At 65.9% G+C, this 25,489-nt stretch carries 17 protein-coding genes; 12 read left to right on the top strand and 5 right to left on the bottom strand.

The window, feature by feature from the left end; translation table 11 throughout:
• Positions 1-34: 34 nt before the first annotated feature.
• Positions 35-640, bottom strand: coding sequence for an arylesterase (locus ACIOVF_RS21620; protein WP_045194760.1), 606 nt, complete (start codon positions 638-640; stop codon positions 35-37).
• A 10-nt stretch (positions 641-650) separates the two neighbouring features.
• Between ACIOVF_RS21620 and ACIOVF_RS21615 the strand changes: the two genes are divergently transcribed.
• Positions 651-1,334: an ABC transporter ATP-binding protein gene (locus ACIOVF_RS21615; protein WP_045194762.1), complete on the top strand. Its 684-nt coding sequence runs from the start codon at positions 651-653 to the stop codon at positions 1,332-1,334.
• Entirely contained in the window at positions 1,334-3,832 is a 2,499-nt protein-coding gene (locus tag ACIOVF_RS21610; protein WP_401292350.1) for an ABC transporter permease, read from the top strand. The genes ACIOVF_RS21615 and ACIOVF_RS21610 overlap by 1 nt, the downstream gene beginning before the upstream one ends.
• On the opposite strand, the gene greB is transcribed toward ACIOVF_RS21610, so the two are convergent.
• Entirely contained in the window at positions 3,833-4,309 is a 477-nt protein-coding gene (gene greB, locus ACIOVF_RS21605; RefSeq protein ID WP_401292348.1) for a transcription elongation factor GreB, read from the bottom strand.
• A 353-nt stretch (positions 4,310-4,662) separates the two neighbouring features.
• On the opposite strand from greB, the gene ACIOVF_RS21600 reads away from it, so the two are divergent.
• The 7 genes from ACIOVF_RS21600 to ACIOVF_RS21570 all read left to right on the top strand — a co-directional run bounded on the left by ACIOVF_RS21600 (position 4,663) and on the right by ACIOVF_RS21570 (position 19,360).
• A complete protein-coding gene (locus tag ACIOVF_RS21600; RefSeq protein WP_401292345.1) occupies positions 4,663-9,819 on the top strand; it encodes a DUF4347 domain-containing protein in 5,157 nt (1,718 codons plus the stop codon).
• A gap of 27 nt (positions 9,820-9,846) precedes the next feature.
• Positions 9,847-12,342: a VCBS domain-containing protein gene (locus ACIOVF_RS21595; RefSeq protein ID WP_401292342.1), complete on the top strand. Its 2,496-nt coding sequence runs from the start codon at positions 9,847-9,849 to the stop codon at positions 12,340-12,342.
• Between the two features lie 2 nt (positions 12,343-12,344).
• Positions 12,345-13,877 (top strand): TolC family protein, encoded by a 1,533-nt coding sequence (locus tag ACIOVF_RS21590; RefSeq protein WP_045194770.1) that lies wholly within the window; start codon positions 12,345-12,347, stop codon positions 13,875-13,877.
• Positions 13,861-14,616, top strand: coding sequence for an efflux RND transporter periplasmic adaptor subunit (locus ACIOVF_RS21585; protein WP_045194772.1), 756 nt, complete (start codon positions 13,861-13,863; stop codon positions 14,614-14,616). Before ACIOVF_RS21590 ends, ACIOVF_RS21585 begins: the two co-directional genes overlap by 17 nt.
• Complete coding sequence (locus ACIOVF_RS21580; RefSeq protein WP_045194774.1) at positions 14,609-15,946, top strand: efflux RND transporter periplasmic adaptor subunit; 1,338 nt, start codon at positions 14,609-14,611, stop codon at positions 15,944-15,946. The genes ACIOVF_RS21585 and ACIOVF_RS21580 overlap by 8 nt, the downstream gene beginning before the upstream one ends.
• On the top strand, positions 15,946-18,042 hold the full coding sequence (locus ACIOVF_RS21575) for an HlyD family efflux transporter periplasmic adaptor subunit (RefSeq protein ID WP_401292386.1): 2,097 nt from the start codon (positions 15,946-15,948) through the stop codon (positions 18,040-18,042). Before ACIOVF_RS21580 ends, ACIOVF_RS21575 begins: the two co-directional genes overlap by 1 nt.
• Positions 18,043-18,142: 100 nt before the next feature.
• Positions 18,143-19,360, top strand: coding sequence for a DUF3422 domain-containing protein (locus ACIOVF_RS21570; protein ID WP_045194776.1), 1,218 nt, complete (start codon positions 18,143-18,145; stop codon positions 19,358-19,360).
• Positions 19,361-19,378: 18 nt separating this feature from the next.
• Here the strand turns inward: ACIOVF_RS21570 and ACIOVF_RS21565 are convergent, their stop codons facing one another.
• Positions 19,379-19,687: a hypothetical protein gene (locus tag ACIOVF_RS21565; protein ID WP_045194777.1), complete on the bottom strand. Its 309-nt coding sequence runs from the start codon at positions 19,685-19,687 to the stop codon at positions 19,379-19,381.
• A 563-nt stretch (positions 19,688-20,250) separates the two neighbouring features.
• Positions 20,251-21,675 (bottom strand): transglycosylase SLT domain-containing protein, encoded by a 1,425-nt coding sequence (locus tag ACIOVF_RS21560; protein WP_401292383.1) that lies wholly within the window; start codon positions 21,673-21,675, stop codon positions 20,251-20,253.
• Between the two features lie 158 nt (positions 21,676-21,833).
• On the opposite strand from ACIOVF_RS21560, the gene ACIOVF_RS21555 reads away from it, so the two are divergent.
• From ACIOVF_RS21555 to ACIOVF_RS21545, 3 genes are all read left to right on the top strand, one after another.
• Positions 21,834-22,640, top strand: coding sequence for a TatD family hydrolase (locus tag ACIOVF_RS21555; protein ID WP_045194781.1), 807 nt, complete (start codon positions 21,834-21,836; stop codon positions 22,638-22,640).
• Between the two features lie 86 nt (positions 22,641-22,726).
• Positions 22,727-24,205, top strand: a complete 1,479-nt coding sequence (locus ACIOVF_RS21550; RefSeq protein ID WP_045194783.1) for a methyl-accepting chemotaxis protein — start codon at positions 22,727-22,729, stop codon at positions 24,203-24,205.
• Positions 24,206-24,281: 76 nt separating this feature from the next.
• A complete protein-coding gene (locus ACIOVF_RS21545; protein WP_045194785.1) occupies positions 24,282-24,644 on the top strand; it encodes an Mpo1-like protein in 363 nt (120 codons plus the stop codon).
• A gap of 6 nt (positions 24,645-24,650) precedes the next feature.
• Here ACIOVF_RS21545 and ACIOVF_RS21540 read toward each other — a convergent pair whose 3' ends face one another.
• Positions 24,651-25,451, bottom strand: coding sequence for an acyl-CoA thioesterase II (locus ACIOVF_RS21540; RefSeq protein WP_045194787.1), 801 nt, complete (start codon positions 25,449-25,451; stop codon positions 24,651-24,653).
• Positions 25,452-25,489 lie beyond the last annotated feature (38 nt).

Here is a 25,489-nt window from a genome sequence, read left to right as displayed (position 1 = left end):
CAACATTAGCCGAAAGCCGGTCACTATAAAAGCGTCAAAGCAGCGGTTTTAGTTGCGGCCAGGCATTTTCCAGCAACCTGGCCTGGGCGCCCTGCGCCGGATGGATGCCATCGCCCTGCATCAGCTCGGGTACACCGCCCACCCCTTCGAGGAAAAACGGCACCAGCGGCACCTGTTTTTCCGTCGCCAGGTTTTCATACACCTGGGCAAAAGCCTCGTTGTAACGCTTGCCATAGTTGGGCGGCAGGCGCATGCCCAGCAACAGTACCTTGGCGCCGGCTTTGCGCGAGCGGTCGATCATCGAAGCAAGATTTTGTTGCAATTGCTTTGGTTGCTGCCCGCGCAAGCCATCGTTGCCGCCCAATTCGAGCACCACCAACTTTGGCTTGTGCGCTGCAAGCAGCGCCGGCAGCCGCGCCTGGCCGCCGGCACTGGTGTCGCCGCTGATCGAGGCATTGATCACTTTGGCGTCGAAACCCTCGCTCTTCAGGCGTTTTTCCAGCAAGGCAACCCACCCCTCGCGGGTATCCAGGCCGAAAGCGGCACTGATACTATCGCCGACAATCAGCACGGTCCCCGCGGCTGCGCCCTGGGCCAGGCACATCAAGGCCAGGCCAGCACTCAATAACCACACTCGCATCGGATTCTCCATGGGCCCCAGCATTCTCAGTGCGCGCAACCTTAGCAAAGTGGTCCCCAGCGCGGAAGGCGACCTGACCATCCTGCACGAACTCTCGCTGGAATTGAAACAAGGCGACAGCCTGGCCATCGTCGGCGCCTCGGGCTCGGGCAAATCGACCCTGCTCGGCCTGCTGGCCGGTCTCGACCTGCCTAGCGCAGGCTCCGTGACCCTGGCCGGCCACGACCTCGGCCCGCTGGATGAAGACCAGCGCGCACGGGTGCGGGCCGAGCATGTCGGCTTCGTGTTCCAGTCGTTCCAGTTGCTCGACAGCCTCAACGCCCTGGAAAACGTCATGCTGCCGCTGGAGCTGGACGGTCGCCGCGATGCCCGCGAGCACGCCCGCAGCCTGCTCGAACGGGTGGGCCTGGGCCAGCGCCTGAGCCACTCGCCGCGCCAGTTGTCCGGTGGCGAGCAACAACGGGTGGCCATCGCCCGCGCCTTTGCCGCCGAGCCTGCGGTGCTGTTTGCCGACGAGCCGACCGGCAACCTCGACAGCCACACCGGCGAGCGCATCAGCGACCTGTTGTTCGAACTGAACAAGGAACGCGGCACCACCCTGGTACTGGTCACCCATGACGAACGCCTGGCCCAGCGCTGCCGTCGCCTGATCCGCCTGGACGCCGGCCACCTGGTCGCGCCGCTGGAGCCCTGATGAAACGCCTGCCGTTGTTCCCCCTGGCCCTGCGCCAGTTGCTGCGCGACGCCCGCGCCGGCGAGTTGCGCGTGCTGTTCTTCGCCCTGCTGGTGGCGGTGGCGGCCAGTACCGCGATCGGCTACTTCGGCGCCCGCCTCAATGGCGCCATGCTGCTGCGCGCCACCGAATTCCTCGGCGCCGACCTGGTGCTGCAGGGCAGCTCGCCGGCCGCCTCCGAGCAGATCAGCCGCGGCACCGCCCTGGGCCTGCAGCATGCCCAGGTGGTCGAGTTCTCCAGCGTGATCGCCACCGACAACGGCATCCAGCTGTCGAGCATCAAGGCGGCCAACGACCGTTATCCGCTGCGCGGTGAGCTGCGCAGCGCCGCCGAGCCCTATGCCAGCGAAACCGCCGGTGGCGGCCCGGCACCGGGCGAGGCCTGGGTCGAGCCACGGCTGCTGGCAGCGCTGGAGCTGAAGATCGGCGACAGCATCGATGTCGGCATGAAAACCCTGCGCATGAGCCGGGTACTGACCTACGAGCCCGACCGCGCCGGCAACTTCTATAGCCTGACCCCACGGGTACTGATCAACCTTGCCGACCTTGAGGCCACCGGGGTGGTGCAACCGGGTAGCCGGGTCAGCTATCGCGAACTCTGGCGCGGCGAGCCCGAAGCCCTGGCCAGCTACCGTGACGCGGTGAGTAAAAACCTTGCCGCCAACCAGCGCCTGCAGGATTCGCGCGATGGCAACCAGCAAATCGGCGGCGCCCTGGGCAAGGCCGAACGCTACCTGAACATGGCCAGCCTGGTGGCAGTGCTGCTCGCGGGTGTCGCCGTGGCCCTGTCGGCCAGCCGCTTCGCTACCCGCCGTTTCGATGCCAGCGCCCTGCTGCGCTGCCTGGGCCTGTCGCGGCGCCAGGCGCTGAGCCTGTTCTGCCTGCAACTGGCGATTCTTGGCAGCATCGCTGCGCTGTGTGGCGCGGCGCTCGGCTGGCTGGCCCAACTGGGCCTGTTCCAGTTGCTGCAGGGGTTGATGCCGGCGCAGATCCCACCTGGCGGCATCGGCCCGGCCCTGGCCGGGATTGCCACCGGCCTGGTGGCCCTGGCCGGTTTCGCCCTGCCGCCGCTGGCCGCCCTGGGCCGGGTGCCGCCGCTGCGGGTATTGCGCCGCGACCTGCTGCCGGTACCGGCCAGCAGCTGGCTGGTGTATGGCGCCGCACTGTTCGCCCTTGGGCTGATCATGTGGCGGCTGAGCCTCGACCTGCTGCTGACCTTCGCCCTGCTCGGCGGTGGCCTGGTGGCCGCCTTGCTGCTGGGCGGCCTGCTGTTGCTCGGCCTGCGCAGCCTGCGCCGCCTGCTCGCCGGCAGCCCGCTGGCCTGGCGCCTGGGCCTTGGCCAGTTGCTGCGCCATCCGCTGGCGGCAGCCGGGCAATCGCTGGCCTTCGGCCTGATCCTGCTGGCCATGGCGCTGATTGCCCTGCTGCGCGCCGAGCTGCTCGACACCTGGCAGAACCAGCTGCCCAAGGACGCCCCCAACTACTTCGCCCTGAACATCCTGCCCGACGACAAGAACAGCTTCGCCCAGCGCCTGAGCGAATTTTCCGCCGAAGCCGCGCCGCTGTACCCGGTCATCCCCGGACGCCTGACCGCAATCAACGGCGAGCCGGTGCAACAGATCGTCAGCAAGGAATCCACCGGCGACCGCGCGGTACAGCGCGACCTGAGCCTGACCTGGGCTGCCGACCTGCCTCAGGGCAACACCCTGAGCGAAGGCCAGTGGTGGCAGGCCCAACCGCCGGCCGACGCCCTGCCCGGCGTCTCGGTGGAAGCCGAACTGGCCCTGAGCCTCAAGCTCAAACTCGGTGACCAGCTGACCTTCAGCATCGGCGGCCTGCAACGTCAGGTGCAGGTGAGCAGCCTGCGCACGGTCAACTGGGACAGCTTCCAGCCCAACTTCTACATGATCTTCCAGCCTCAGACCCTGCAGGACCTGCCGACCACCTACCTGACCAGCTTCTACCTGGCCCCCGGGCATGACCAGCAGGTGGTGGCGCTGTCGCGGGCGTTCCCGGCGGTGACCATCCTTCAGGTCGATGCGTTGCTGGAACAACTGCGCAGCATCCTCGCCCAGGTCACCCTGGCGGTGGAGTACGTGCTGTTGTTCGTGCTGGCGGCGGGCCTGGCGGTGCTGTTCGCCGGTCTGCAGGCGACCCTCGACGAGCGTATTCGCCAGGGCGCCCTGCTGCGCGCCCTGGGCGCCGGGCGCGGTTTGCTGGTCAAGGCCCGACGCATCGAGTTTGGCTTGCTCGGGGCGGCCAGCGGCCTGCTGGCGGCGATTGGCTGCGAGCTGATCACCCTGGTGCTGTACCGCTACGCCTTCGACCTGCACTGGAGCCCGCACCCATGGCTGCTGTTGCTGCCGGTCCTCGGCGCCCTGCTGGTCGGCGGCGCCGGGGTCTACGGCACGCGCCGGGCGCTCAATGCCAGCCCGCTGGCGGTACTGCGCGAGGGCTGATCAGGGTTTGACGTAGCCGATGGCGTTGACCCACCAGCACATCTCGCCGGAAGGGGTCTGGACGATGACTTCATCGCCGACCTCTTTTTTCAGCAAGGCGCGGGCCATGGGCGAGTCGATCGAGATGTAGTCCATGCGCCCGTAGATCTCGTCGTAGCCAACGATGCGAAAGCGCTTGCTCTCGCCCTCCTCGTTCTCAATTTCGACCCAGGCGCCGAAAAACACCCGGCCTTCCTGCTCTGGCGAATAGTCGACCACGCGCATGTCTTCCAGGCGTTTGCGCAGGTAGCGCACGCGGCGGTCGATCTCGCGCAAGAGCTTCTTGTTGTACTGGTAATCGGCGTTCTCGCTGCGATCGCCCAGCGACGCTGCCCAGGTGACTTTCTGGGTGACATCGGGGCGGGTGACCCGCCACAACTGATCCAGCTCCTGCTTCAAGGCGTCGTAGCCGCCACGTGTGATGATCTTCGTGCTCAACAGTGTTCTCGCTCGGTGACCGCCAGCCAGCAGCCGGCATGTGCTCAGGCTGCAACTGTGCCTCAGAGCAGGTGAACTGCGCCAGCCAGACGGTGTAAATAGCGAAAACTTGACGTGAAGCACGCCACTGCCACTAGCGCGTTGAAACATCTGGCGATATAAATAGAAATCACCTACAGCAAAAAATCACAAGGAATGTGAAGTGCCAGGGTTCTGCCAAGCCTGATACAGGTCGGCACACAGTAGAACCGTCGTTGCAAACATAGGGACCTTTTCAGTGTCTGCCGGGCAGGTCACTGAAGGTGTTTGTTCTGCGTTGGCCTGCCCAAGCGAAGCAGGCCTGAGGTGATGAAATGGACAGGATGACCGGACCTGGCGTACAACCGCCTTTTTTCAAACCACAGCGCCGGGCCATGGCGCTGGAGCAGCGGATCCTGTTCGACGGCGCCGCTGCCGCAGCGGCCGACCAGCAGCACGCTGGCGACGACAACAGCGCGGGGAACAAGGACAGCGCCCTGGCCACCCCCGCCACTCACACCGAAGCTCGCAGCGATGCCCCGGCCCAACCCTCGGCCGCGCGCCACCTGCTGGTGCTCGACAGCCGCATTGAAGGCCGCGAACAACTGCTCGCCCAGCTGCCGGCCGATGTCCAGGTACTGGTGGTCGACAGTCAGCAAGATGGCCTGGCGGCGATTTGCGCAAGCCTGGCGCAACTGGGCCAGGTCGATTCGATCCAGATCCTCTCCCACGGCGCCGCCGGCCAGTTCACCCTCGGCAGCAGCACCCTCAGCGCCGACAATATCGAGCAGTTCGCCACGCCGCTGGGCCAGTGGCGCCAGGCGCTCAGCGAGGGTGCCGATATCCAGCTGTACGGCTGCAAGGTGGGCGAAGGCAGTGCCGGGCGTACCCTGGTCGATGAACTGGCACGCTGGACTGGTGCCGACGTCGGTGCCTCGAGCAACGACAGCGGCAGCGCGCGGCTGGGCGGCGACTGGAACCTGGAGGTGCGCAACGGCAACATCGACCAGGCCATCGCCCTGTCTGCGACAGCCCTGAGCAGCTTCGACAGCCTGCTGGCCAATGCCAGCCCGACCCTGGGCATTTCGTCTGGCGGCTCGGACGTGCTGCTCGGCGGCGCATTCAGCTTTGACCTGACCTTCAGCAACCCCTCAAGCCAGGTCGGCTTCGCGCCCTATATCGACCTGTTCATGCCGGCCACCGGCAAGGATGGCGACGACGGCGTCAGCTTTGTCTCGGCCAGTTATCTTGGCCAGAACGTGCAATCGTATGTGCTTACCTTCGACGCCAATGGCAAGGCCAGCCACCCGCTGGCCAAGGACAGCAGCGGCAACGCACTGATTCTCGATGCCGCCAGCCTCGGATTGCGCGCCGGCGACCAGCTGGTGGTGCTGCAACTGCCGTACGCCAGTGTCTCCCAGGGGCAACCGGGCATCAGCGTGCAGATCAACGCACGCTTGAGCGAACTGGCCGATACCGACTTCTCCAACGGCTCGCCAGACCTGACCATTCGCGCGCGCAGCGGCTTCCAGTTCGGCAACGATGCCCTGGACAACCCGGCCAGTAACCCCAGCCTGGTGGAGGCCAGCCTGCAAAGCTTCGTGGTCCACCCCACGGTGCTGACCCAGACCCAGACCGTCACCACCCCGGAAGGCGAAACCGCGACCGGCCCCAACTACGAACGCACCCTGACCAGCACCGTCACCCCGGCGCCGGGCCAGACCCTGAGCAATGTCGTGGTGACCCAGCCGTTGCCGCCCAATGTCCAGGTCAACGCCATCACCCCCGGCCCCGGCGGCAGCCTGACCTCGATCACCCTGCACGATGGCCGGGTGATTACCGACCCCGCGCAGATCGCCACCCTGATCGCCGCCAGGGACGTGTTCATCGACGCCTACACCGTCACTTATGCCACCCTCAGCGCCGCTACCAGCACCGTGGTGGATTTCTATGTACCGGATGTCGATGCCAACGGCCAGCAGGTCATCGACCCCCTGACCGGCGACGAGCGCACCATCACCGTTGCCGGCGCCACCGTCAGTGGCAACTGGGTGCCGCTCGACCCGCGTGACGTCTCGACCCCGGGTAACGACATCGACTTTACCGCCACCGGCCAGGACACCAACTTTGTTGCCAAGTCGATCACCCTGCTCAAGCAGGTCAGCCTGATCACCGACCTCGGCCAGGCCGGCATCACCCCCGGCGACACCCTGCACTACAGTCTCAACCTGGCGATTTCCGACTATTTTGCCTTCGGCCAGACCCTGTTCCAGCAAGGCCGCTTCGTGGTCGTCGACCAGGTCGGCGATGGCCTGAGCGTCTCCGGCCCGGCCACCCTGACCATCACCTCGGCCGGTCGTACCCAGACCGTGGCGCTGGTGACCGGCACCACGCTCAATGTCGATGGCAGCACCACCTTGACCTTCGACATTGCCCAGTCGCTGCGCAATGCCAACGGCAGCCTCGGCGCCCTGCTGGGCGACCTGGCGTTCCAGGACCTGATCCGCGGCGCCACCACGGCGGTAATCGGCTACAACGCCGTGGTTGCCCAGAGCTACACCACGCCCTACCCGCCGCACAGCGAGATCAACGAAGGCGACAGCCTGGGCAACAATGCCCAGGTCAGTGCAACCCTGATCCAGGATGCCCTCAACCTGACCGGCTACGACCAGAGCGACCGCTCCACTACCACCAGTACCATCCCCACGCGCACCGTGGATATCGAACTGGTGACGGTCAACAACGGCGTGCCGCCGGCCAACGGCGAGCTGCGTCCCGGCGACCTGGTGACGTTCCGCCTGAGTTACGACCTGGTGACCGGCGACTACGAGCAGTTCAAGCTCACCGCCTACCTGCCCTTGCCACTGTTCGACCTGGGCGCCATCAACTGGAGCCAGGGCAACGGTGTCGGCCAGTGGTCGTTCGGTGCTGGCAACAGCAACCCGGACGGCGTCGACAGCGTCACCAGCGGCCCCGGCAACGCGGTAATCTTCGACTTTGGCGACTACACCACGGCGTTGACCAATGGCAGCCGGATCGAGGTGCAGTTCACCCTGCGGGTCGGCGACCAACCCTTCGCCGACCAACGTTCGCTCGACGTCCTGGCGCAATCCAGCCAGCTCACCACGATCGACAACCGGCCGCTGATTTCTTCCGATGTCGCGCTGATTGCCTCGATCGCCGAGCCAGTGCTGGCCATCACCCACGGCGTGGTGTCCAGCAGCCAGGGCAGCGTCACCGGCACCAGCGGCAGCTGGAAAGCACCGGGCACCAGCGGCGTGCCGTTCAGCGGCCAGATCACCAGCCTGAGCCAGATCGACGGCAACGTCAGCGGCATCGATGGCGGCGACACCCTGCGCCTGGCCACCGCCATCGAGAACACCGGCGGCGGCGGCGCCTTCGACGTGGTCACCGGCATCAGCCTGCCCAATGGCCTGGGCTTTGTCGGCGGCAGCCTGGGCGCCGCCAACCTGCAGATCTATCGCGGCGATGGCAGCCTGCTGGTGCGTGGCGTTGACTACGAGGTCAACGGCAATCAGATCAGCTTCCTCGACGCCGGCGCCGTGGCCAGCCTGTTGCCCGGGCGCAGCGGGACCGCCGCCGACACCACTGGCGCCAACATCGTGGTCATCACCTACGACGTCCAGGTCGTCGCCAGCATCGAGGCCGGGCGTACCCTGCAGAGCACCGCGACCCTGAGCAACTATGCCAGCGTCAACGGCGGCAGCGACTTCACCCCCACCGACCTGCAAGACCTGGCCAACCAGCAAGTGGCCACCCCCGAGGTACGCAAGACCTTCGCCGGCGGCAGCCTCGACAACGGCGACTCCAGCGCCAGCCATACCAGCGGCAGCGACCTGGTGGTCGGCGAAAGCATGCTCTACGACATCAAGGTCACCCTGCCCGAAGGCGACACCCGCAACCTGCGCATCGACGACCTGATCCCGCCGGGCCTGCGCCTGGACACCAGCTTCAATGGCGGCCAGGGCTACCAGTTGATCACCACAGTGGCCGGCAGCGCGGCGCTGACCGCCGACTTCAATGGCAGCCTCGGCAGCCAGGCTATCTCAGCCATCGGCGGCAGCCTTGGCGGCGACGGCGTCAGCTTGCGCCTGGCCTTCAGCAATGCCGGCGCAACCGCCGACAACCGCGGCGACAACAACAGCTTTGTCATTCGCGTGCGCCTGACGGTCAGCAACGTCGACGGCAACCAGAGCAACCGTTCCCTGCAAAACAGTGCGCAAATCCACTTCAGCGACCCCGATGGCGATACCGCCAACGGCAGCAACGCCCTTGACCGTACCGTCGCCCTCAGCGGCGGACGGCCGACCGTCACCGTGCGCGAGCCGACCCTGGTGGTGGACATCGCGGCCGACTTCGGCCCGGGCCTGGGCGTCGATGAAGGCCAGCGGGTGCGCTACTTGATCGTCATCAGCAACGGTAGCAGTGCCAGCGACTTCGATGCCTTCGACATTCGCTTTCTCGACAACCTGCCCACGCAACTGAGCAACCTGCAACTGTTGTCGGTGACCTACAGCGGCGCCAGCAACAACGGCGGCGGCGATTTCGAACTGGTCGGCAACCAGTTGCGCAGCGTAAACGGTGCCAACATCGACATCGCCAAGGGCGGGCGAATCTTCATTACCGTGGTCGGCGACGTGAACGCCAGCGCCGCCAGCGTGGCCAGCTTCGACAACCTCGCCAGCGTGCAATGGAGCAGCCTCAATGGCACCGGCAACATCGGTTTCGACCCGGCCGGCGAGCGCACCGGGGCCGATGGCATGCTCAACAGCGGCGTGCTCAACGACTACCAGACCGCGTTCAGTGTTCGTGTGCCGGTCAACCAGGGCGTGGAGATATCCCGGGTCGGCGGCTTGAGCGATAGCGCCGCGCCGAACCCGACCAACAGCGAGCGCGAACAGGTCGCCATCGGCGAAATCATTCGTTACCGGGTGGTGGCGGTACTGGCCCAGGGCAGCACCAGCGACTACAGCCTGCAGGTCACCCTGCAAAACGGCCTGGGGTTTCTCAACGACGGCAACACCCGCATTGCGTTCATTTCCGACCAGGGCATCAGCAGCAGCATCGCCTCGTTGATCAACGGCGGGCAACTGAACATCAATGGCGCACAGAATGCCCAGGAAGCGCAGCCGATCAGCGCCAACCTGCTCGGCGCCGCACCCGGCGGCATTCTCAATGGCGCACAAATCAGCGTCAGCACCGATGCCAACGGCAACACGGTCATCACCTTTCACCTGGGTGATGTGGTCAACCACGACAATGACCTGGACAAAGAGCTGGTGTCGCTGGAGTTCAACGTACGGGTGCTCAACCAGGCGTCCAACGTCGCCGGCCTGTCGCTGTCGGCGGTTGCCATCGACCAGTCGCGCGGGGTGCAGTTATCGCGCAGCCAGGCGGTTTACGAGGACCTGGTCGAACCGCGCTTCAACAGCCTGGACAAACGCGTGGTCGACTTCGACCCCAACCCCTAGGGCAGCAGTGGCACGGCCACCCTGGCCTTGTCCTTCACCCACACCGGCGGCATTGCCGCCTACGACGCGCAGCTACGCGACAGCTTCCCCACCGGCAGCAGCTACAGCCTGCTCGGCATCGAGCTCAACGGCACGCTGTACACGGCCAGCAACCTGCCGGCGGGGGTGACGTTCGGCACCAGCGGCGGGCTCGGTGTCGACTTTGCCAAGCTCAATGTCGGCGACCAGGTCAAGGTCACCTACCAGGTCACCTTGCCCAACCTGGCCGCAATCGCCAGCAGCAATGCCACTCTGACCTGGACCAGCCTGCCGGAGAGTTTCAACAGCTGGGGCGGCTCCAGCGTCGGCAGCGACGGCAGCGCCGAGGGCGAACGCACCGGCGCTGGCGCCAGCCCCAACACCTATATCCTCAGCGACGCTGCGGGCCTGGGACTTATCCAGGGCACACTCTGGGACGACACCGCCTCGGCCACGACCAGCGCCATCCCCGATGGCCCGGGCCTGGCCGGCCAGACCGTGACCCTGACCTGGGCCGGCCTGGACGGCAACCTCGACAGCAGCGCCGACAACAAGGTGTTTACCACCACCACCGACGCCAATGGCCGTTACCATTTTGGTGTGCTGCCCAGCGGCGTGTTCCGTATCGACGTGCCCAGCGGCACCGTCGCCTATCCGCAGCCGCTGGGCGAGCTGCGCGTACGCATCGACTCGGATGCCGGCAGCGCGCTGGGGCGCATCGACATCAACCTGGGCGAAGGCAGCAGCGCCAACGCCGACGCCGGCTTCGTGCAGCTCAACGATGCCCCGGTCAACCAGTTGCCCGGCACCCAGAACGGCTTTGAAGACACGCCACTGGCCATCGGCGGCATTCGCGTCAGCGATGTCGATATCGGCAACGGCATCATGGACATCACCCTCAGTGTGCTGCACGGCACCTTGAGCCTGTCTGCCCTGCCCGCCGGGGTTTCGGTGGTGGGCAACGGCAGCGGTACCCTGAGCCTCTCCGGCAACCTCACAGCGCTCAACCAGGCCCTGGCCAATCTGGTCTACCTGGGCAATGCCAACTTCAACGGCATCGATACCCTCACGGTGCTCAGCAACGACCGCGGCGGCTTCGGCGATGGCGATGGCGACGGCCTGCCCGGGCAAAACCCGCAGGACGCGCGCACTGATCAGGACAGCCTGCAGATCATCCTCGCACCGGTCAACGATGCGCCACTGGCAGTTGACGATGCCATCGATGCGGTAGAAGCCGGGGGCACCAATAACCGCCTGCCGGGGGTCAACCCCAGCGGCAACCTGCTGCGCAACGACCAGGATGTCGATATCGCCACCAACGCCGACGTGCTGCGGGTCAGCGCCATCGGCCTCGAAGGCCAGCCGGCGCAGAACCTCGCCTCAGGCAGCGCGGTCGTGATCAGCGGTCGCTACGGCAGCCTGATCGTGTCCTCCAGCGGCGGATTTTTGTACCTGGTCGACAACAACAACGCCGAGGTCCAGGCCCTGCGCCTGGCCGGGCAGACCCTGGTCGAACGCTTCGTCTATACCGCCACCGACCTGGCCGGCGCCAGCAGCAGTGCAGCGCTGACGGTTACCGTGCATGGCGCCAACGACACCCCGGTGGCAGTCAATGACGAAGGCATCGCGGTCGAGGCCGGTGGCGTTGCCAACGGCACTGCCGGCAGCGACGCCACCGGCAACGTGCTGAGCAACGACACCGACGTGGACGCCGCCGACCAGTTGCAGGTAGTCGGCATTCGCACCGGCAGCGAGGCCGCCACGGGCACCGGCGGCAGTGTTGGCCAGCCGCTGGCAGGGCGCTACGGCACCCTGGTGATCAATGCCGATGGCAGCTACCGCTACCAGATCGACCTGAGCAACCCCGAGGTGCTGGCCGCCGCGGGCCTGGGCCGGGTGTTGCAGGATGTCTTTACCTACACCGTCGGCGACCGGGCCGGGGCTACCGACCTGGCCCAGTTGGTCATCGACCTGGACATCGCCGCGCCGTTCATTCCGGCACCGGCTGGCCCGCACCTGGACAGCGCCGACCGCGACCGCTTCGGGCGCCTGCCGCTGCCGACGCTGGAACCGGCGATCTTCGTCACACCGGTGGTCGAGCAGGACGAACGGGACCTGGAGCTTTCCGGTTGGGCAGCCGATGGCAGCGACCTGAGCCTGGGGCGCACCCCCGAAATCCGCAGTGCCACGCTCAAGGCCAGGCTCGGCCTGGTGCCCGGCCAGTTCGTTGCCAGCAGCGTGGCGCAAAGCCGCAACGACAGCGAACAGGACCTGGCCTGGATGCTCGGCCGCCATGGCCGCCTGAACCTGAGTGCCGACGGCCTGCTGGCCGATCCCTCGGTGTTTGCCAGCAGCCGCGACAACCTGACCCGTGGCGACAGCCAGCTCGCCGCAGCGGCCGAAAACCGCACCGCCCCGGGCCTGCGCGCGCAATTGCGCGAGGCCGCGCAGCGCTTGCGCGCCAGCGCCGACCTACCGACCGAACACGCAAGGACCAAGGACTGACCATGCCAAAAGCCCCCCTGAACCTGTTGAGCACCGCCATTGGCTGTGCGTTGCTGCTGGGAGCCTGTTCGGCCATGAAGCCGCATGAGTACAGCAAGGACGAACAGCGTCAGCGAATCGTTGCCGACCAGGCGCAGATGTACGCCGAGCAGGAGCCGGTGACCACCCCCATCACCCTCTATGAAGCCGCCGCGCGCGCCCTCAAGTACAACCTGGATTACCGCCTGAAACTGATGGAAGGCGCGCTGGCCGCTGACCTGCGCGATGTTTCCAGCCACGAGATGTTGCCACGCCTGGTGGCCTCGGCAGGCTACGCCGGGCGCAACAACGACTCCGGCGGCACCTCGATCGGTATCGAAGACCGCGAAGAAAGCCTGCGCGCGTCGACCTCCGAAGAGCGCTACCGCGAACTCTATGGCCTGGGCCTGAGCTGGAGCCTGCTGGACTTCGGCGTCGCCTATTACCGCACCCAGCAGAAAAGCGACCAGATCCTGATGGCCGAGGAGCGTCGGCGCAAGGTGGCGCAAAACGTCCTTCAGGACGTGCGCAACGCCTACTGGCGCGCAGTCGGCGCCCAGCGCCTGATGCCCCAGGTCGACCGACTGCTGGTGCGCACGCACCAGGCCCTGCTCTCGGCACGCCAGGCCGAAGGCAAGGGCTTGCTGCCGCGCCAGGAGGTACTGGCCTATCAGCGCGCCCTGCTCGACTCCATCTACCTGCTGACGGTGCGCCGCCAGGACCTGGAGTTCGCCCAGTCGGAACTGGCCGCACTGATGTCGCTGCCACCGGGCTCGCGGCTGATTCTCGCCGACAGCAGCGAGCCGGCGCTGCCAGTGCTCGATACCGACATTGGCCGGCTGGAGCAGCTGTCGCTGGAAAACCGTCCGGAGATCATGGAAGAGTGGTACCGCAAGCGGGTCAACGAGAACGACCTGAAGATCGCCAAGGCGCAGCTGTGGCCCAACGTCGCCGTCGATGTCGGCTACCGCTACGACTCCAACAAGTACCTGTACAACAGCAACTGGACCGAGACCGGTCTGCAGGTGTCGCTGAACCTGTTGCGCCTGCTGCAGCTGCCGTCCATCAATCGCGCCGCCGAGTCCCAGGGCAAGACCGACGACATGCGCCGGGTGGCGCTGTCGATGGCGATCCTGACCCAGGTACGGGTCGGCACCCTTCGCTATCAGCTGGCGCGCCAGGAAGTGGAGTTCGCCGACCAGAGCCTGCGGGTCGACCAGAGCCTGCTCGACTACGCCCAGGCCGCGCGCAACACCACCTACGGCTCGGAACTGGAGCTGATCCGCGCCGAAGGCCGCTACCTGCTTTCGCGTTACCAGCGCGAAGCCGCCTACTCCAGTGCCCAGGCGGCCTGGGGGCGGCTGTACAACTCGGTCGGCCTCAACGTGCTGCCTGAAGAGATCGACAAACACGACATCAAGAGCCTGTCGCAGGCGCTGCAAAAAACCCTGGACACCCAGGAACACCAAAGCCTGCTGCTTAGCCAACAAGGAACCGCCAATGTCGTACGTCGTTGAGCGCCCGCTGCTCGCCCTGCTGATGGCCTGCCTGATGGCGCCGGCCACGGCGCAAGTCAATGCCGGTGACGATGCCAGCGCCATTCGCGTGCTGCTCGCCGCTGACCTGGAAACCACCCTGTCGAGCCAGATGAACGGCACCCTGGGTGAGCTCAAGGCAAGTTTCGGCCAACCGGTCGGCAAGAGCAGCGTGCTGGCCCGCTTCGACTGCGCCGAACCCCAGGCCCGGGCCAAGGTTGCCGGCGCCGAACTGACCATGGCCCGGCAGAACCTCGACGCCAAGCGCAACCTGCGCAAACTCGAGGCGGTGGGCGATCTGGAAGTGGCCATGGCCAGCACCGAGGTTAAAAAAACCGAAGGCGCCCTGGCCCTGGCACAGGCGCAGAACGCCTACTGCCAGGTGCAGGCACCCTTTGCCGGACGGGTCGCCAAGGTGCATGTCAAACCGTTCCAGACCGTGGTGGCGGGTACACCGCTGTTTGACCTGGTCAGCGATGGCGCCCTCAAGGTGCGCCTCAACGTCCCGTCCAACCTGCTGCCCGGGCTCAAGACCGGCAACCCCTTGCAAGTCAGCATCCACGAAACCGGCAAGGCTTACCCGGCGCACCTGAGTGCCATCAATGCGCGGGTCGATGCGGTCGCGCAGACCGTGGAACTGGAAGCGCGCCTGGACGCCGAATACCCGGAACTGATTGCCGGCATGAGTGGCACTGCCACCTTAAGCCCGGCCCATGACTGAACGCCTGCCACCGGCACCGCTGTTGCTGAGCCTGAGCGCCCTGCGTGACCGGGCGCTGGCGGCCGACTCGCTCAACGCCCTGGCGTTCTCCATCGCCAACGACCCCTTCCCCCTCCTGCAGCACCGCCAGGCACTGGTGTTTGCCCAGCGCGAGCAGACGCTGGAGCTGCTTTGCGTCTCGGGCCTGGCCAAGCCCGCAGAAGATTCGCCCTACCTGGTGTGGCTGCGCCGCGCCAGCCGCTGGCTGGCCGCCCAGGTCACCGATGGCCAGCCGCGCTGGCTGGCCCGTGAAGCCGTCGCGCCAGATGCCGACATTGCCCAGGGTTGGGCCGAGTGGTGGCCGGCCGGTGCCTGGTGCATCCCGCTGAACGACCGCCACGGCACGCGCCTGGGCCTGGTGGTGTACCTGCTGGACAGCCCGCCGACCGGCCTGGCGCCGTTGATGGAAGGTGTCTGGCAGACGTGGGCCCATTGCTGGGCAGGCTTCAGCCGCCAGCCACGGCTGCTGGGCTGGCGACCGAACAAGCGCCAGGTCGGCCTGGCCTTGCTGCTCGGCGCCGGCCTGCTGCTGGTGCCGGTGCGCCAGAGCGCCCTGGCACCGGCTGAGATCGTCTCGCGCCAGGCGCAGAACATCAGCTCGCCGATCGACGGCGTCATCCAGGCCATGCAGGTGCGCCCCAACCAGCCGGTGGAGCAGGATGCGCCCTTGTTCAGCCTGGATGAAACCACCCTGCGCAGCCGTGCCGAAGTGCTGGGCAAAGAGCTGGCGGTGGCCGATGCCGAGCTCATGGCCGCCAGCCAGCGTGCCTTCGACAACCCGCAAAGCAAAGGCGAATTGACCCTGCTCAACGGCCGCGTCCAGCAGCGCCGCGCCGAGCTGGCCGCGGTACAGGCGCAGCTGCAACGTACCCAGGTGCGCTCGCCGCGCGCTGGCGTTGCCGTGTTCAGCGACCCCAACGACTGGCTGGGCAAGCCAGTGGTCACCGGTGAGCGCATCCTGCAGGTCGCCGACCCCAGCCAGCCGGCGATGCGCATCCAGCTGCCGGTGGCCGATGCCATCGCCCTGGAGCCCGGCGCTGAAGTCACCCTGTTCCTCACCGCCTACCCCTTGTCGCCACTCAAGGGCCAGGTACTGGAGACCAGCTACCAGGCCCAGGCCAGTGACGATGGCGTGGTTGCCTATCGCCTGCTGGCGAGCATCGAGGAGGCGCCCGAGCATGCCCGCCTCGGCCTGCACGGCACGGCCAAGCTGTATGGCGAGCGGGTGGTCCTTGGCTATTACCTGCTGCGCCGGCCGATTGCCGCACTGCGGGCCTGGAGCGGCTTGTGATCGCGGCTGCGGCGAGCCTGCCGACCCCCGCCCTGCGCGACGACCTGCGCCTGCATGAAGTGGCACCGGGCAAGGACGGCGAACCGGCCTGGACCCTGCAGGACACGGTGACCAACCGCTTCTACCGGATCGGCTGGCTGGAGTTCGAATGCCTGCTGCGCTGGCAACAGAGCCCGGCACAGATCTGCCAGGACATCCATGCGCGGACCGCACTGCGCCCGGACGTCGAGCAGGTGCTGGAGTTCTGCCAGTTCCTCGACCAGCACCAACTGTTGCGCCCCGGCCCGGAAGCGGTCGGGCGCCTGGCCAGCCGTAGCCAGGGCAATGCCTGGCTGACCTGGCGCTGGTGGCTGCACCACTACCTGTTTTTTCGCGTGCCGCTGCTACACCCAGAGCGTTGGCTGCAACGCCTGGCCGGGCGCCTGGACTGGCTGTTCCAACCCCTGACCGCGGTACTGGTGGTGCTGCTCAGCCTGCTGGGGGTGCTGCTGGTAATCCAGCAGTGGGATACTTTCACCCACGCCCTGGTGGAGTCGTTCTCTACCGCCGGGCTGCTCAGCTTTGCCCTGGCGCTGATTCTGGCCAAGACCCTGCACGAGCTTGGCCATGCCCTGGTGGCAACCCGCCTGGGCCTGCGCGTCGGGCACATGGGCATCGCCTTTGTGGTGCTCTGGCCGATGCTCTACACCGACACCGGCGAGAGCTGGAAACTGCGCCATGCCCGGCAGCGCCTGGCCATCGCCGCCGCCGGCATCGTGACCGAACTGGGCCTGGCCGGCCTCGCCACCCTGGGCTGGGCGCTGTGCGACCCCGGCCCGCTGCGCAACGGCCTGCTGTACCTGGCCACCACCAGCTGGGTGCTGTCGCTGGCCCTCAACGCCAGCCCGTTCATGCGCTTTGACGGCTATTTCATCCTCTGCGACCTGCTCGACTTCCCCAACCTTCACGAACGCTCCTCGGCCCTGGCACGGGTAGCCTTGCGCCGCAGCTTGCTGGGCTTGCCGGAAGCCTGGCCGGAGCCCTTCGCCCCCGGCCCGCGGCGAGCCCTGATCGCCTTTGCCATCGCCACCTGGCTGTACCGCCTGGTGCTGTTTCTGGGGATCGCCGTGGCGGTCTACCTGCTGTTCTTCAAACTGCTCGGGATCATTTTGTTCATCGTGGAAATTTCCTGGTTCATCCTCATGCCGGTCGGGCGCGAAATGAAAGCCTGGTGGCAGCGTCGCAAGCTGGTCAGCAACGCCCGACGCTACAGCCTGTGGCTGCTGGCGGGGTTACTGCTGTTGCTGCTGGCGCTCCCCTGGCGCAGCCATGTCCAGGCGATCGGCGTCGCCCGCGCCGAACAGCAACTGCGCGTCTATGCCCCCTACCCGGCGCGCTTGCAAGCCGTGCACCCCAGTGGCGTAGTCGAAGCCGGCAGCACCCTGGTCAGCCTTGAGGAACCGGACATCAGCTCACGGATGAACAGCAGCGAAGCCAGCCTCAAAGGCTATCAGGCACGCCTGAACGGCCTGCTTGCCGACCCGGCCGGCCTCAGTGAAGACCTGGCCACCCGCCAGCGCCTCAACGTACAACTGGAAACCCGCCGCGCCGCCCGCCTGGAAATCGACCGCCTGCAACTGCAGGCGCCGTTTCGCGGGCGCTGGCTGGACCTTGACCCGGACTGGCGACCCGGCCAGTGGCTCAACAGCCGCCAGGCCATCGGCGTGCTGGTCGACCCCAGTCGCTGGCAGGTCGATGCCTATATCGAGCAGGACGAGGTGCAGCGCCTGAGCCCAGGTGCTGCGGTGCGCTTCTACCCCGAAGGTGAGGCCAGCGCGATAGTCGGCAAGCTGGTGGCGATCGGCACTACCCGCGTCAGCCAGTTAGCCCATCCAATGCTCGCGGCGCGCTTTGGTGGCCCGCTGAACACCTCGGCAAAAAGCCAGGAACTGATCCCGACCCCGGCGCTGTTCCATGTTCTGGTGCAACTTGAACAGGCGCCGCCACACCTGGCGCAAACCCGCGGGCGCCTGCAGATCGAAGCTGCCCGGCGCAGCCTTCTGGGCGAGGGGCTGATCCACCTGGCGGCGATTGCCCTGCGCGAAAGCGGCTTCTGAATCGGCGCCAACGTGACTCGTGCATGCCTGTTCCAGTCCCATGAGAGTGCCCTCATGGCACTGCAACAGCAGACAACCACAACAATACGGTCTGACCCGCATGCACGCCCAACGCACCGCCTTGCACAACGAGTTGCACGCCCGCCCGTCGCTGTATTTCGATGAGCCCGCGCATGTTTTCCACCTGGCGTTTCTCGGCGCCGATGCCGACTGCAATGCCCTGTTGCAGCGTTGCTGCCCGGGCGCCTTCGAGCCCGATGCCGCCCAGGGCATCACCACGCTGGACGGCCATCCGTTCAAATGGGAGCGCCATTCCGAGTTCTTCACCCTGACCCTGGTAGTGCCCGCCGCCAGCGCCGAGCTGCACTGGAGCACTTTGCCCGCCGCCCTGGCTGCAGGTGTGGAGCCCTACCGTGAGCAGATGATCAACTCGGTGCAGGTGCTGGTACGCGATGAACACGACCTCGACCTCAGCCGTTACGGTTTCAAGGACCCCAGCGGCTCGTGCGTGGGCGGTGGCGATGCCGTGGTGTGGAGTGATTTTCGCCTGACTGCCGATGGCACCAACCGCTTCCTGTTCATCAACCGCCGGCTCAATGCCTACCGCCAGGGGCGCATGATCCGCCGCCTGCTGGAGATCGAGACCTACCGGATGATGGCGTCTTTGTCGCTGACCGCCGCCAAGGCCCTGGGCCCGCAACTGGACGCCTATGACCGTAAACTGGTGAGCCTGTCGGAGCGTAACGTCAGCAGCGACGGCGGCAATGCCAAGGCGCTGCTGGCCGATATCGCCCAGTTGTCGCGCCAGGTGGTCGGCAGCACGGTCAAGCACCGCCACCGCTTCAGCGCCACCCAGGCCTATGCGCAACTGGTGTTCGAGCGCCTGGGCGAGTTGCGCGAGAGCCATGTCGGCGATTGCCAGCGCCTGGGGGTGTTCATCGAGCGGCGCTTCAAGCCCACCGTGCGTTACTGCGCGGCCAGCGAGCAGCGTCTGGAGCACCTGGCCGAAAGCGTCGCCAACCTCGGCGACCTGTTGCAGGCGCGGGTGCAGGTGGAGATGGAAGAACAGAACGCCGAGATCCTGCGCAGCCTCAACGCCCGCGCCGACACCCAGATCAAAATCCAGCGGGCAGTCGAAGGCCTGTCGATCATCGCCATCAGCTACTACCTGCTGAGCCTGTTCAAGCTCTTTTATGCCGGCCTGCACACCCTCGGCGCACAGATCACTGCCCGCGAAGCGCTGCTGGGCATGGCGCCGGTGGTGATATTGACCCTGCTGGTGATTTTGCTACGGATCAGGAAAGCCAAGGCGCATTGACGCCCGGGCCCGGGCTGTTCAGGCCCGGGTGATCAAACCCTGGCGGGCGACGCGGGTCAGGTGGCCGATAACTTCGGCAGCGTCGTCGGCGCTGGGCGACTGGATCACGGCGAGATCGAAACGGTCGTTGGCAAACTGGCCAAGGGAATCGCGGCTGTCGGCGAACTGGATAAGGAAGGCAGTGTTGCGGCTGTTGCGACGCGGCCAGCCGTCAAGGTAGCGCAGGAGGGTTGGCTGATGGCTGCCGCCCAGAAGAATACGCGGCGTGCGCGTGCCCTGGCTGGCGGGCAACGGGGTCAGGCAAACACTGGAACGTGGACAACTCATGGGGTTAGATCTCCGCCTCGCAAAACCCGCTGGGCTGCGGTGGGAGGCGTCACCGAACCAGCGTTTTAGCGGTATTTGGTGAAACCCCCGAAGAGGTAACCCTGCGCCCCGCAAGTAGCTGTTTAAATCGGCGCAAGTCAGCATCCTAGAGGCGCTGCGGGTGGAATGTCAACGGCCCTGGGACTAAAAAACCCCGGAATGTCGACAAGCCGCGCTCAGCAAGAGCGAAGCGAATTGTGCTCTTGATCTTGATCTGCTCTTGATCTATCCGGCCCCGTTAACCAGAAGGGCCGAGCGCAGGTGTTGCGAAGGGGCGAGTGCGCAGCACCTTCGGCGATAGCCGAAGTTGCGAAACGTAGAGTTGCTTGCAACTCGTAGTTCGCAATGCCCCGTAGCGACACCGGAGCGAGGGGACCCGAAGCGCAGCGCAGGGCCCCTGGTGGGGCAAGAATTTTTGCTTACTTTTTTTTCGACTGAAAAAAGTAAGGCGCCGTAAGGGCGCAAAGGACTCGGCATCCCCGCCCCATCCGGATCTCCCTGAACCCTAATGAGCAACACCCCCCCTACTTGCGCCCACTACCCTTCCCCCCTTTGGGCTCCAGCGAAGCCCGCTCCCGATCAAACGCCAGGAAGTACTTGTTGACACTGTTCACATAACTCACCGGCCCCATGCCCACCTGCTCCATGGCAATGCGCTCGGTCTGGAAAAACCACTGATTACCATTGAGCCCCCGCCGCCGGGCCTCGGCGCGCATCGCCTGGACCCGCTCCGGCCCCAGGTTGTAGGCCGCCAGAGTAAAGGCCATGCGCTCACGCTCGTTGAGCTGGTTACTGGCAAAGAACTTGCGCCGAATCAGCGCCATGTAGCGGGCGCTGGCCTGAACATTGCCATCGACATTGGAAATATTGCTCACCCCGACCCGCTGGGCGGCACTGGGAGTGATCTGCATCAGCCCGTGGGCGCCACCGGCGCCGCGCGCGCTCGGGTCAAGGGAAGACTCCTTGAAGGCCACCGCCGCCAGGTTCAGCCAATCGATATTCTGTGCGCTGGCATGGCGCTGCAACACCGGGCGCAAGGCCTCCAGGCGCTTGCGGTCGCTACGCGCCAACGGGTTGTGCACCCGGTACAGGCGCCGGTAGATCCGCTCGAACGCTGCGTCCTGGTTGGCCGGCGCCTTGTAGCCCTGCAAAAAACGATCGACGCTGGCGTGCAGCATCACCGCATCCCGGCGCACGTACCAGCGCATGGCCTCGGGGCTGGCCAGGTGCAGTTTGCGCTCGACCCGCAGCTTGGGCATGACCTTGGCCCAGCGTTCGGCAATCGGCTGCTCGACCACGGTCAGGTGAAAGATCCCGGCCTGGACCATCTCCAGCACGTCTTCCACGGCCAGCGTCGGGTCGACCCACTCGACCTTGATCGGCGCAAGCTTACGCAGGGCCAGTTTCTGGTTAATCTCGTGCAGGGTGTCGCCGGCCGCGCTGGAGCTGGTCAGCGCCAGGGTACGCCCGGACAACTGCTCGACGCGCTGGACGCTGCGCTCGCCCTTGCGCCCGACCAGCACCAGCGGCACCTTGTCGACCACCGGATCGCTGGCGCTGAGACCGCGGGTAGAGGTCGGGTCGACCAGCTCGCCAGGCGCCACCAGGTCGGCTTCGCCGCGCTGCAAGGCGGCCAGCAACTGGTCTTTGGCGCGAGGGATGATCTTCAGGCGGATTTCCTCGCCATCACGGGCGCGGGCATTGAGGTAATGCTCGAACGCGCGCAGGCGGTGATACTCGACCCCCACCGGCTCGCCCTTGACTTCACCGGAGCTGTTGCGGCTCTGGTTGACCAGCACCTTCAGTACCCGGCTGCTGCGGATTTGCGCAAGGTCGCGCGCCGGGGTCTTGGGCACCGCCTGTTGCGGCCCGGCCAGACGCGCGCTGGCCGGCCAGGCAGGCAGCAGCGAGAAGCTCAGCACGATCAACAAAAACAGCGCTCGGGTCATCCGTTGCGAGGTCCGCGCGTGTGGGGTTGGCGCCATAGTTTGCAGTCGTTCCATGACAATTGACCGCAAAAGACCACGACAACTCGTTGAAGTTCTTGGCTTTATCGATTTCGGTCGAGCTTTGTTATGCTGGCCGGCTTCCGGCCTGAGGTAGCACCATGCAACTCATCGACATCGGCGTCAATCTGACCAACCCAAGTTTTGCCGACAAACACCAGGCAATTCTCGAACGCGCCCTGGCCGCCGGGGTGGTGCAGATGATGGTCACCGGCACCAGCCTTGAGGGCAGCGAACAGGCCCTGGAGCTGTGCCAGCAACTCGATGAAAGCGCCCAGCACCTGTTCAGCACCGCAGGCGTGCACCCCCATGACGCCAGCAGCTGGAGCAGTGCCAGCAGCCGTCAGCTGCGGGCCTTGCTTGAACAGCCGCGGGTGCAGGCGGTGGGTGAATGCGGGCTGGATTTCAACCGCGATTTTTCGCCGCGCCCGCAGCAGGAAAAGGCCCTGGAAGAACAGCTGGCCCTGGCGGTCGAGTTGCAGATGCCGGTGTTCCTCCACGAGCGCGACGCCAGCGAACGCCTGCTGGCGATCCTCAAGGACTTTCGCGACCGCCTGCCGGCAGCGGTAGTGCACTGCTTTACCGGCGAGCGCGCAGCGTTGTTCGGCTACCTGGACCTGGACCTGCACATCGGTATCACCGGCTGGATCTGCGACGAGCGCCGCGGCACCCACCTGCACCCGCTGGTCAGCAGCATCCCCCAAGGCCGCCTGATGCTCGAAAGCGATGCGCCCTACCTGCTGCCGCGCAGCCTGCGGCCCAAACCGAAAAGCGGGCGCAACGAACCGGCGTTCCTCACCGAAGTGCTGCGTGAAGTGGCCCTGCACCGTGGCGAAAGCGTCGAGCAACTGGCCGCCCACAGCACCGCCACGGCACGGGCCTTCTTTAACCTGCCCGCGATTATTTGACGCATATCAAAACGTCTTGATGATCGAGTCGGCACAATGATGGCACCTTGCCAACAATGTTTCCGCTCAATCAGAGAAGACCTACCATGGGTGCCTGGCTTAGCAATATCTCCCTGAAATACAAATTCTGGGCCGTGAACGCGGTCGCCTTTGTCACCACGTTGTTCCTGGTGCTGTATGCCGTGCACCTGGAACAACAGGCGCGGGCCCAGACCGCCCAAAGCAAAGCTGAAGCCGAGGCGCAGTTGCTGGCCGCCTGGCCTGCCGGGCAAACTTTGCCGAGCAACGCCCTGTGGCTGACCTACAGCCCCGGCCAGGTACCGCAATTTGAAGGGCAAAGCCTCGATGCGCTGGCCACGGCCCAAGGCTGGGTCGAACTCGAAGGCTTGCCGTTGCTGGGTGAGAATCCTTTGACCGGCGCCCAGGTGATCAGCCGCGGTGACCAGCAGATTGCCGTGCTCGCCCCCTCCCCCAGCCTGATCCAGGTGTTCACCGACCGCTTCACCAACTACGCCGTGTGCGTACTGATCCTGATGCTGGCGATGCTCTGTGCCTCGCAATTGTTGATCCGCTTTCTGCTCAGCCAGCTCAACACCCTCAAGGACGTGATGCTGCACGTGGAAAAAACCGGCGACCTGTCGGCCCGCGTGCCGCTGGCTTGCGGCGATGAAGTCGGACAGATGGCCAGCGCCTTCAACGCCATGCAAACCACCTACCACCGGGTGGTCAACACCGTCGCGCGCACTGCCGCGCAGCTGGATTCCGGCGCCGCGCGCCTGGCCGCGAGCATGAACGATGTGCGCCACGGCATGCTCGGCCAACAGAGCGAAACCGACCAGGCCGCCACCGCCATCAACGAAATGACTGCCACGGTCTACCACATTGCCCAGCACGCCGGTGCCACCCGCGACCTGTCGCAGAGCGCCGACTCCCTGGCCGGCAGTGGCCAGGAGGTGGTCAGCCGGGTGCAGACCTCGATTGCCGGGCTGTCCAGCGGCGTGCAGCAGACCGCCGAGATGATTCGCCAACTGGCCGACGACAGCCAGAAGATCAACGGCGTGGTCGGGGTGATCCACAGCATTGCCGAGCAGACCAACCTTTTGGCCCTCAACGCTGCCATCGAGGCCGCCCGTGCCGGTGACCTGGGCCGCGGCTTTGCCGTGGTCGCCGACGAGGTGCGCAACCTGGCCAAGCGCGTACAGGCCTCCACCGACGAAATCACCACCATGGTCTCGGCGCTGCAGGCCGGTACCCGCGACGCCGTGGACTTCATGCAGGAAAGCTCGTTCAAGGCTGACGACTGCGTGCAGCAGGCCCAGGAAGCCGGCGCCGCCCTGGCGGAAATCACCAGCGCAGTGGCGCAGATGCGCGAAAGCAACACGCAAATTGCCGTGGCCGCCGAGCAGCAAAGCCAGGTGGCCGAAGAAATGAACCGGGCAGTGGTAAGCATCCGCGATGTGACCGAAGAGACCGTACAGCAGACTGTCGACTCGGCCACCACCAGCAGCGAGCTGGCGACCCTGGCCGGTGAGCTGAACAAGGCCATCGGTCAGCTCAAGCTATAGGCGTCATAGCCGCCATCGATTGGCCCCTTCACCGGGGCCGCACTATTCTTCAGGCAAGACCCTGAGGAACATTTCCATGAGCAAACGCCTGCCCAACCTGCCCGCCTGGCAATGGCGTGGCTACCACCACAACCACCGCAACCCGACCAACCTGGTGCTGCACCTGATTGCCGTGCCGCTGTTCATCCTCGGCGTGCTGCTAGTGCTGTCCGGTTTGTTCTCGCTGGACCTGGGGCAACTGGCGGTGGGCATCATCGCCCTGATCGCCGGGCTCGGCCTGCAACGCCAGGGGCATCGCCTGGAGGCCCAGCAACCCGAGCCGTTCGCCAACCGCCAGGACGCCATCGGCCGCCTGCTGGTGGAGCAGTTCATCACCTTCCCGCGCTTTGTGCTCAGCGGTGCCTGGTGGCGCGCCTGGCGCGACCGCCACCGGCATTGAGTGGCGTCAGCCGAACACTGTTACGGTCTGGCGGCTGAGCGCCAGCAACTCGCCCTTGTCGCTCCACAGCGCAGCCGCCGCATGCCCGTAACCATCGCGGGCATGTTCGGTTTCGACGTGATAGCGGCACCAGTCCAGGGTGGTCAGGCTCGCCACCGGCTGGATGAACTCGATGGTCCAGGTCAGGGTGCTGCCAGCCGCCGGCTTGTTCAGGTGTGACAGCAAGGTCGGCGGCCAGGCATCGACCAGCGCCAGCAAGTGCGCCTCGCTGATCGGCTCTTCCCGTTCGCTGTCGCGAAAACGCACCCAGCCGCCCATGTCGCGGGACTTGTTGTTGCTGAACGGAATGCCGCCGATGGCCCAGCGCAGTGACACATGGCGCATGAACTCGGGGGTCACGCCCTTGATGTACGGCAGCTCCGTGCTCGACTGCTCGAGCGGCTTCATGTCTACCGCCGGCAAGGCCGGAACATCGATAAGCGAATCGCGGCCGCTGCCAAAGCTGCCCTGCATCAGGGTAACCACCTGGCCGTTCTGCACGGCGCGGCCCAGCAGCGAACTGACCGCCTTGCCTTCGCGCAGCAGTTCCACTTCAAAACTGATCGGCATTTGCGGCTCGGCCGGGCCGACAAAGGTGATGGCCAGGGAACGCACCGGGCGCCCCGGCGAGGTCTTGGCCAGCATGGCCTCATACAGCAAGGCCGCCATCAGCCCGCCGAAACAGGCGCGGCCCTGCGCCCAGCTGGAATCAATAACTACCGACTGGGGATGCTGGCGGACCGCCGTGAGCAATTGTGAGAAGTTCATGCCGACCTCAGCGATCAGGAAAAAACTGATCTTAACCA

The sequence above is a fragment of the Pseudomonas sp. NPDC087612 genome (genome assembly GCF_044743505.1).
GTDB lineage: Bacteria > Pseudomonadota > Gammaproteobacteria > Pseudomonadales > Pseudomonadaceae > Aquipseudomonas.
The sequence above is the reverse complement of the archived record's forward strand: the minus strand, read 5'-3'. Positions and strand labels throughout refer to the sequence as shown.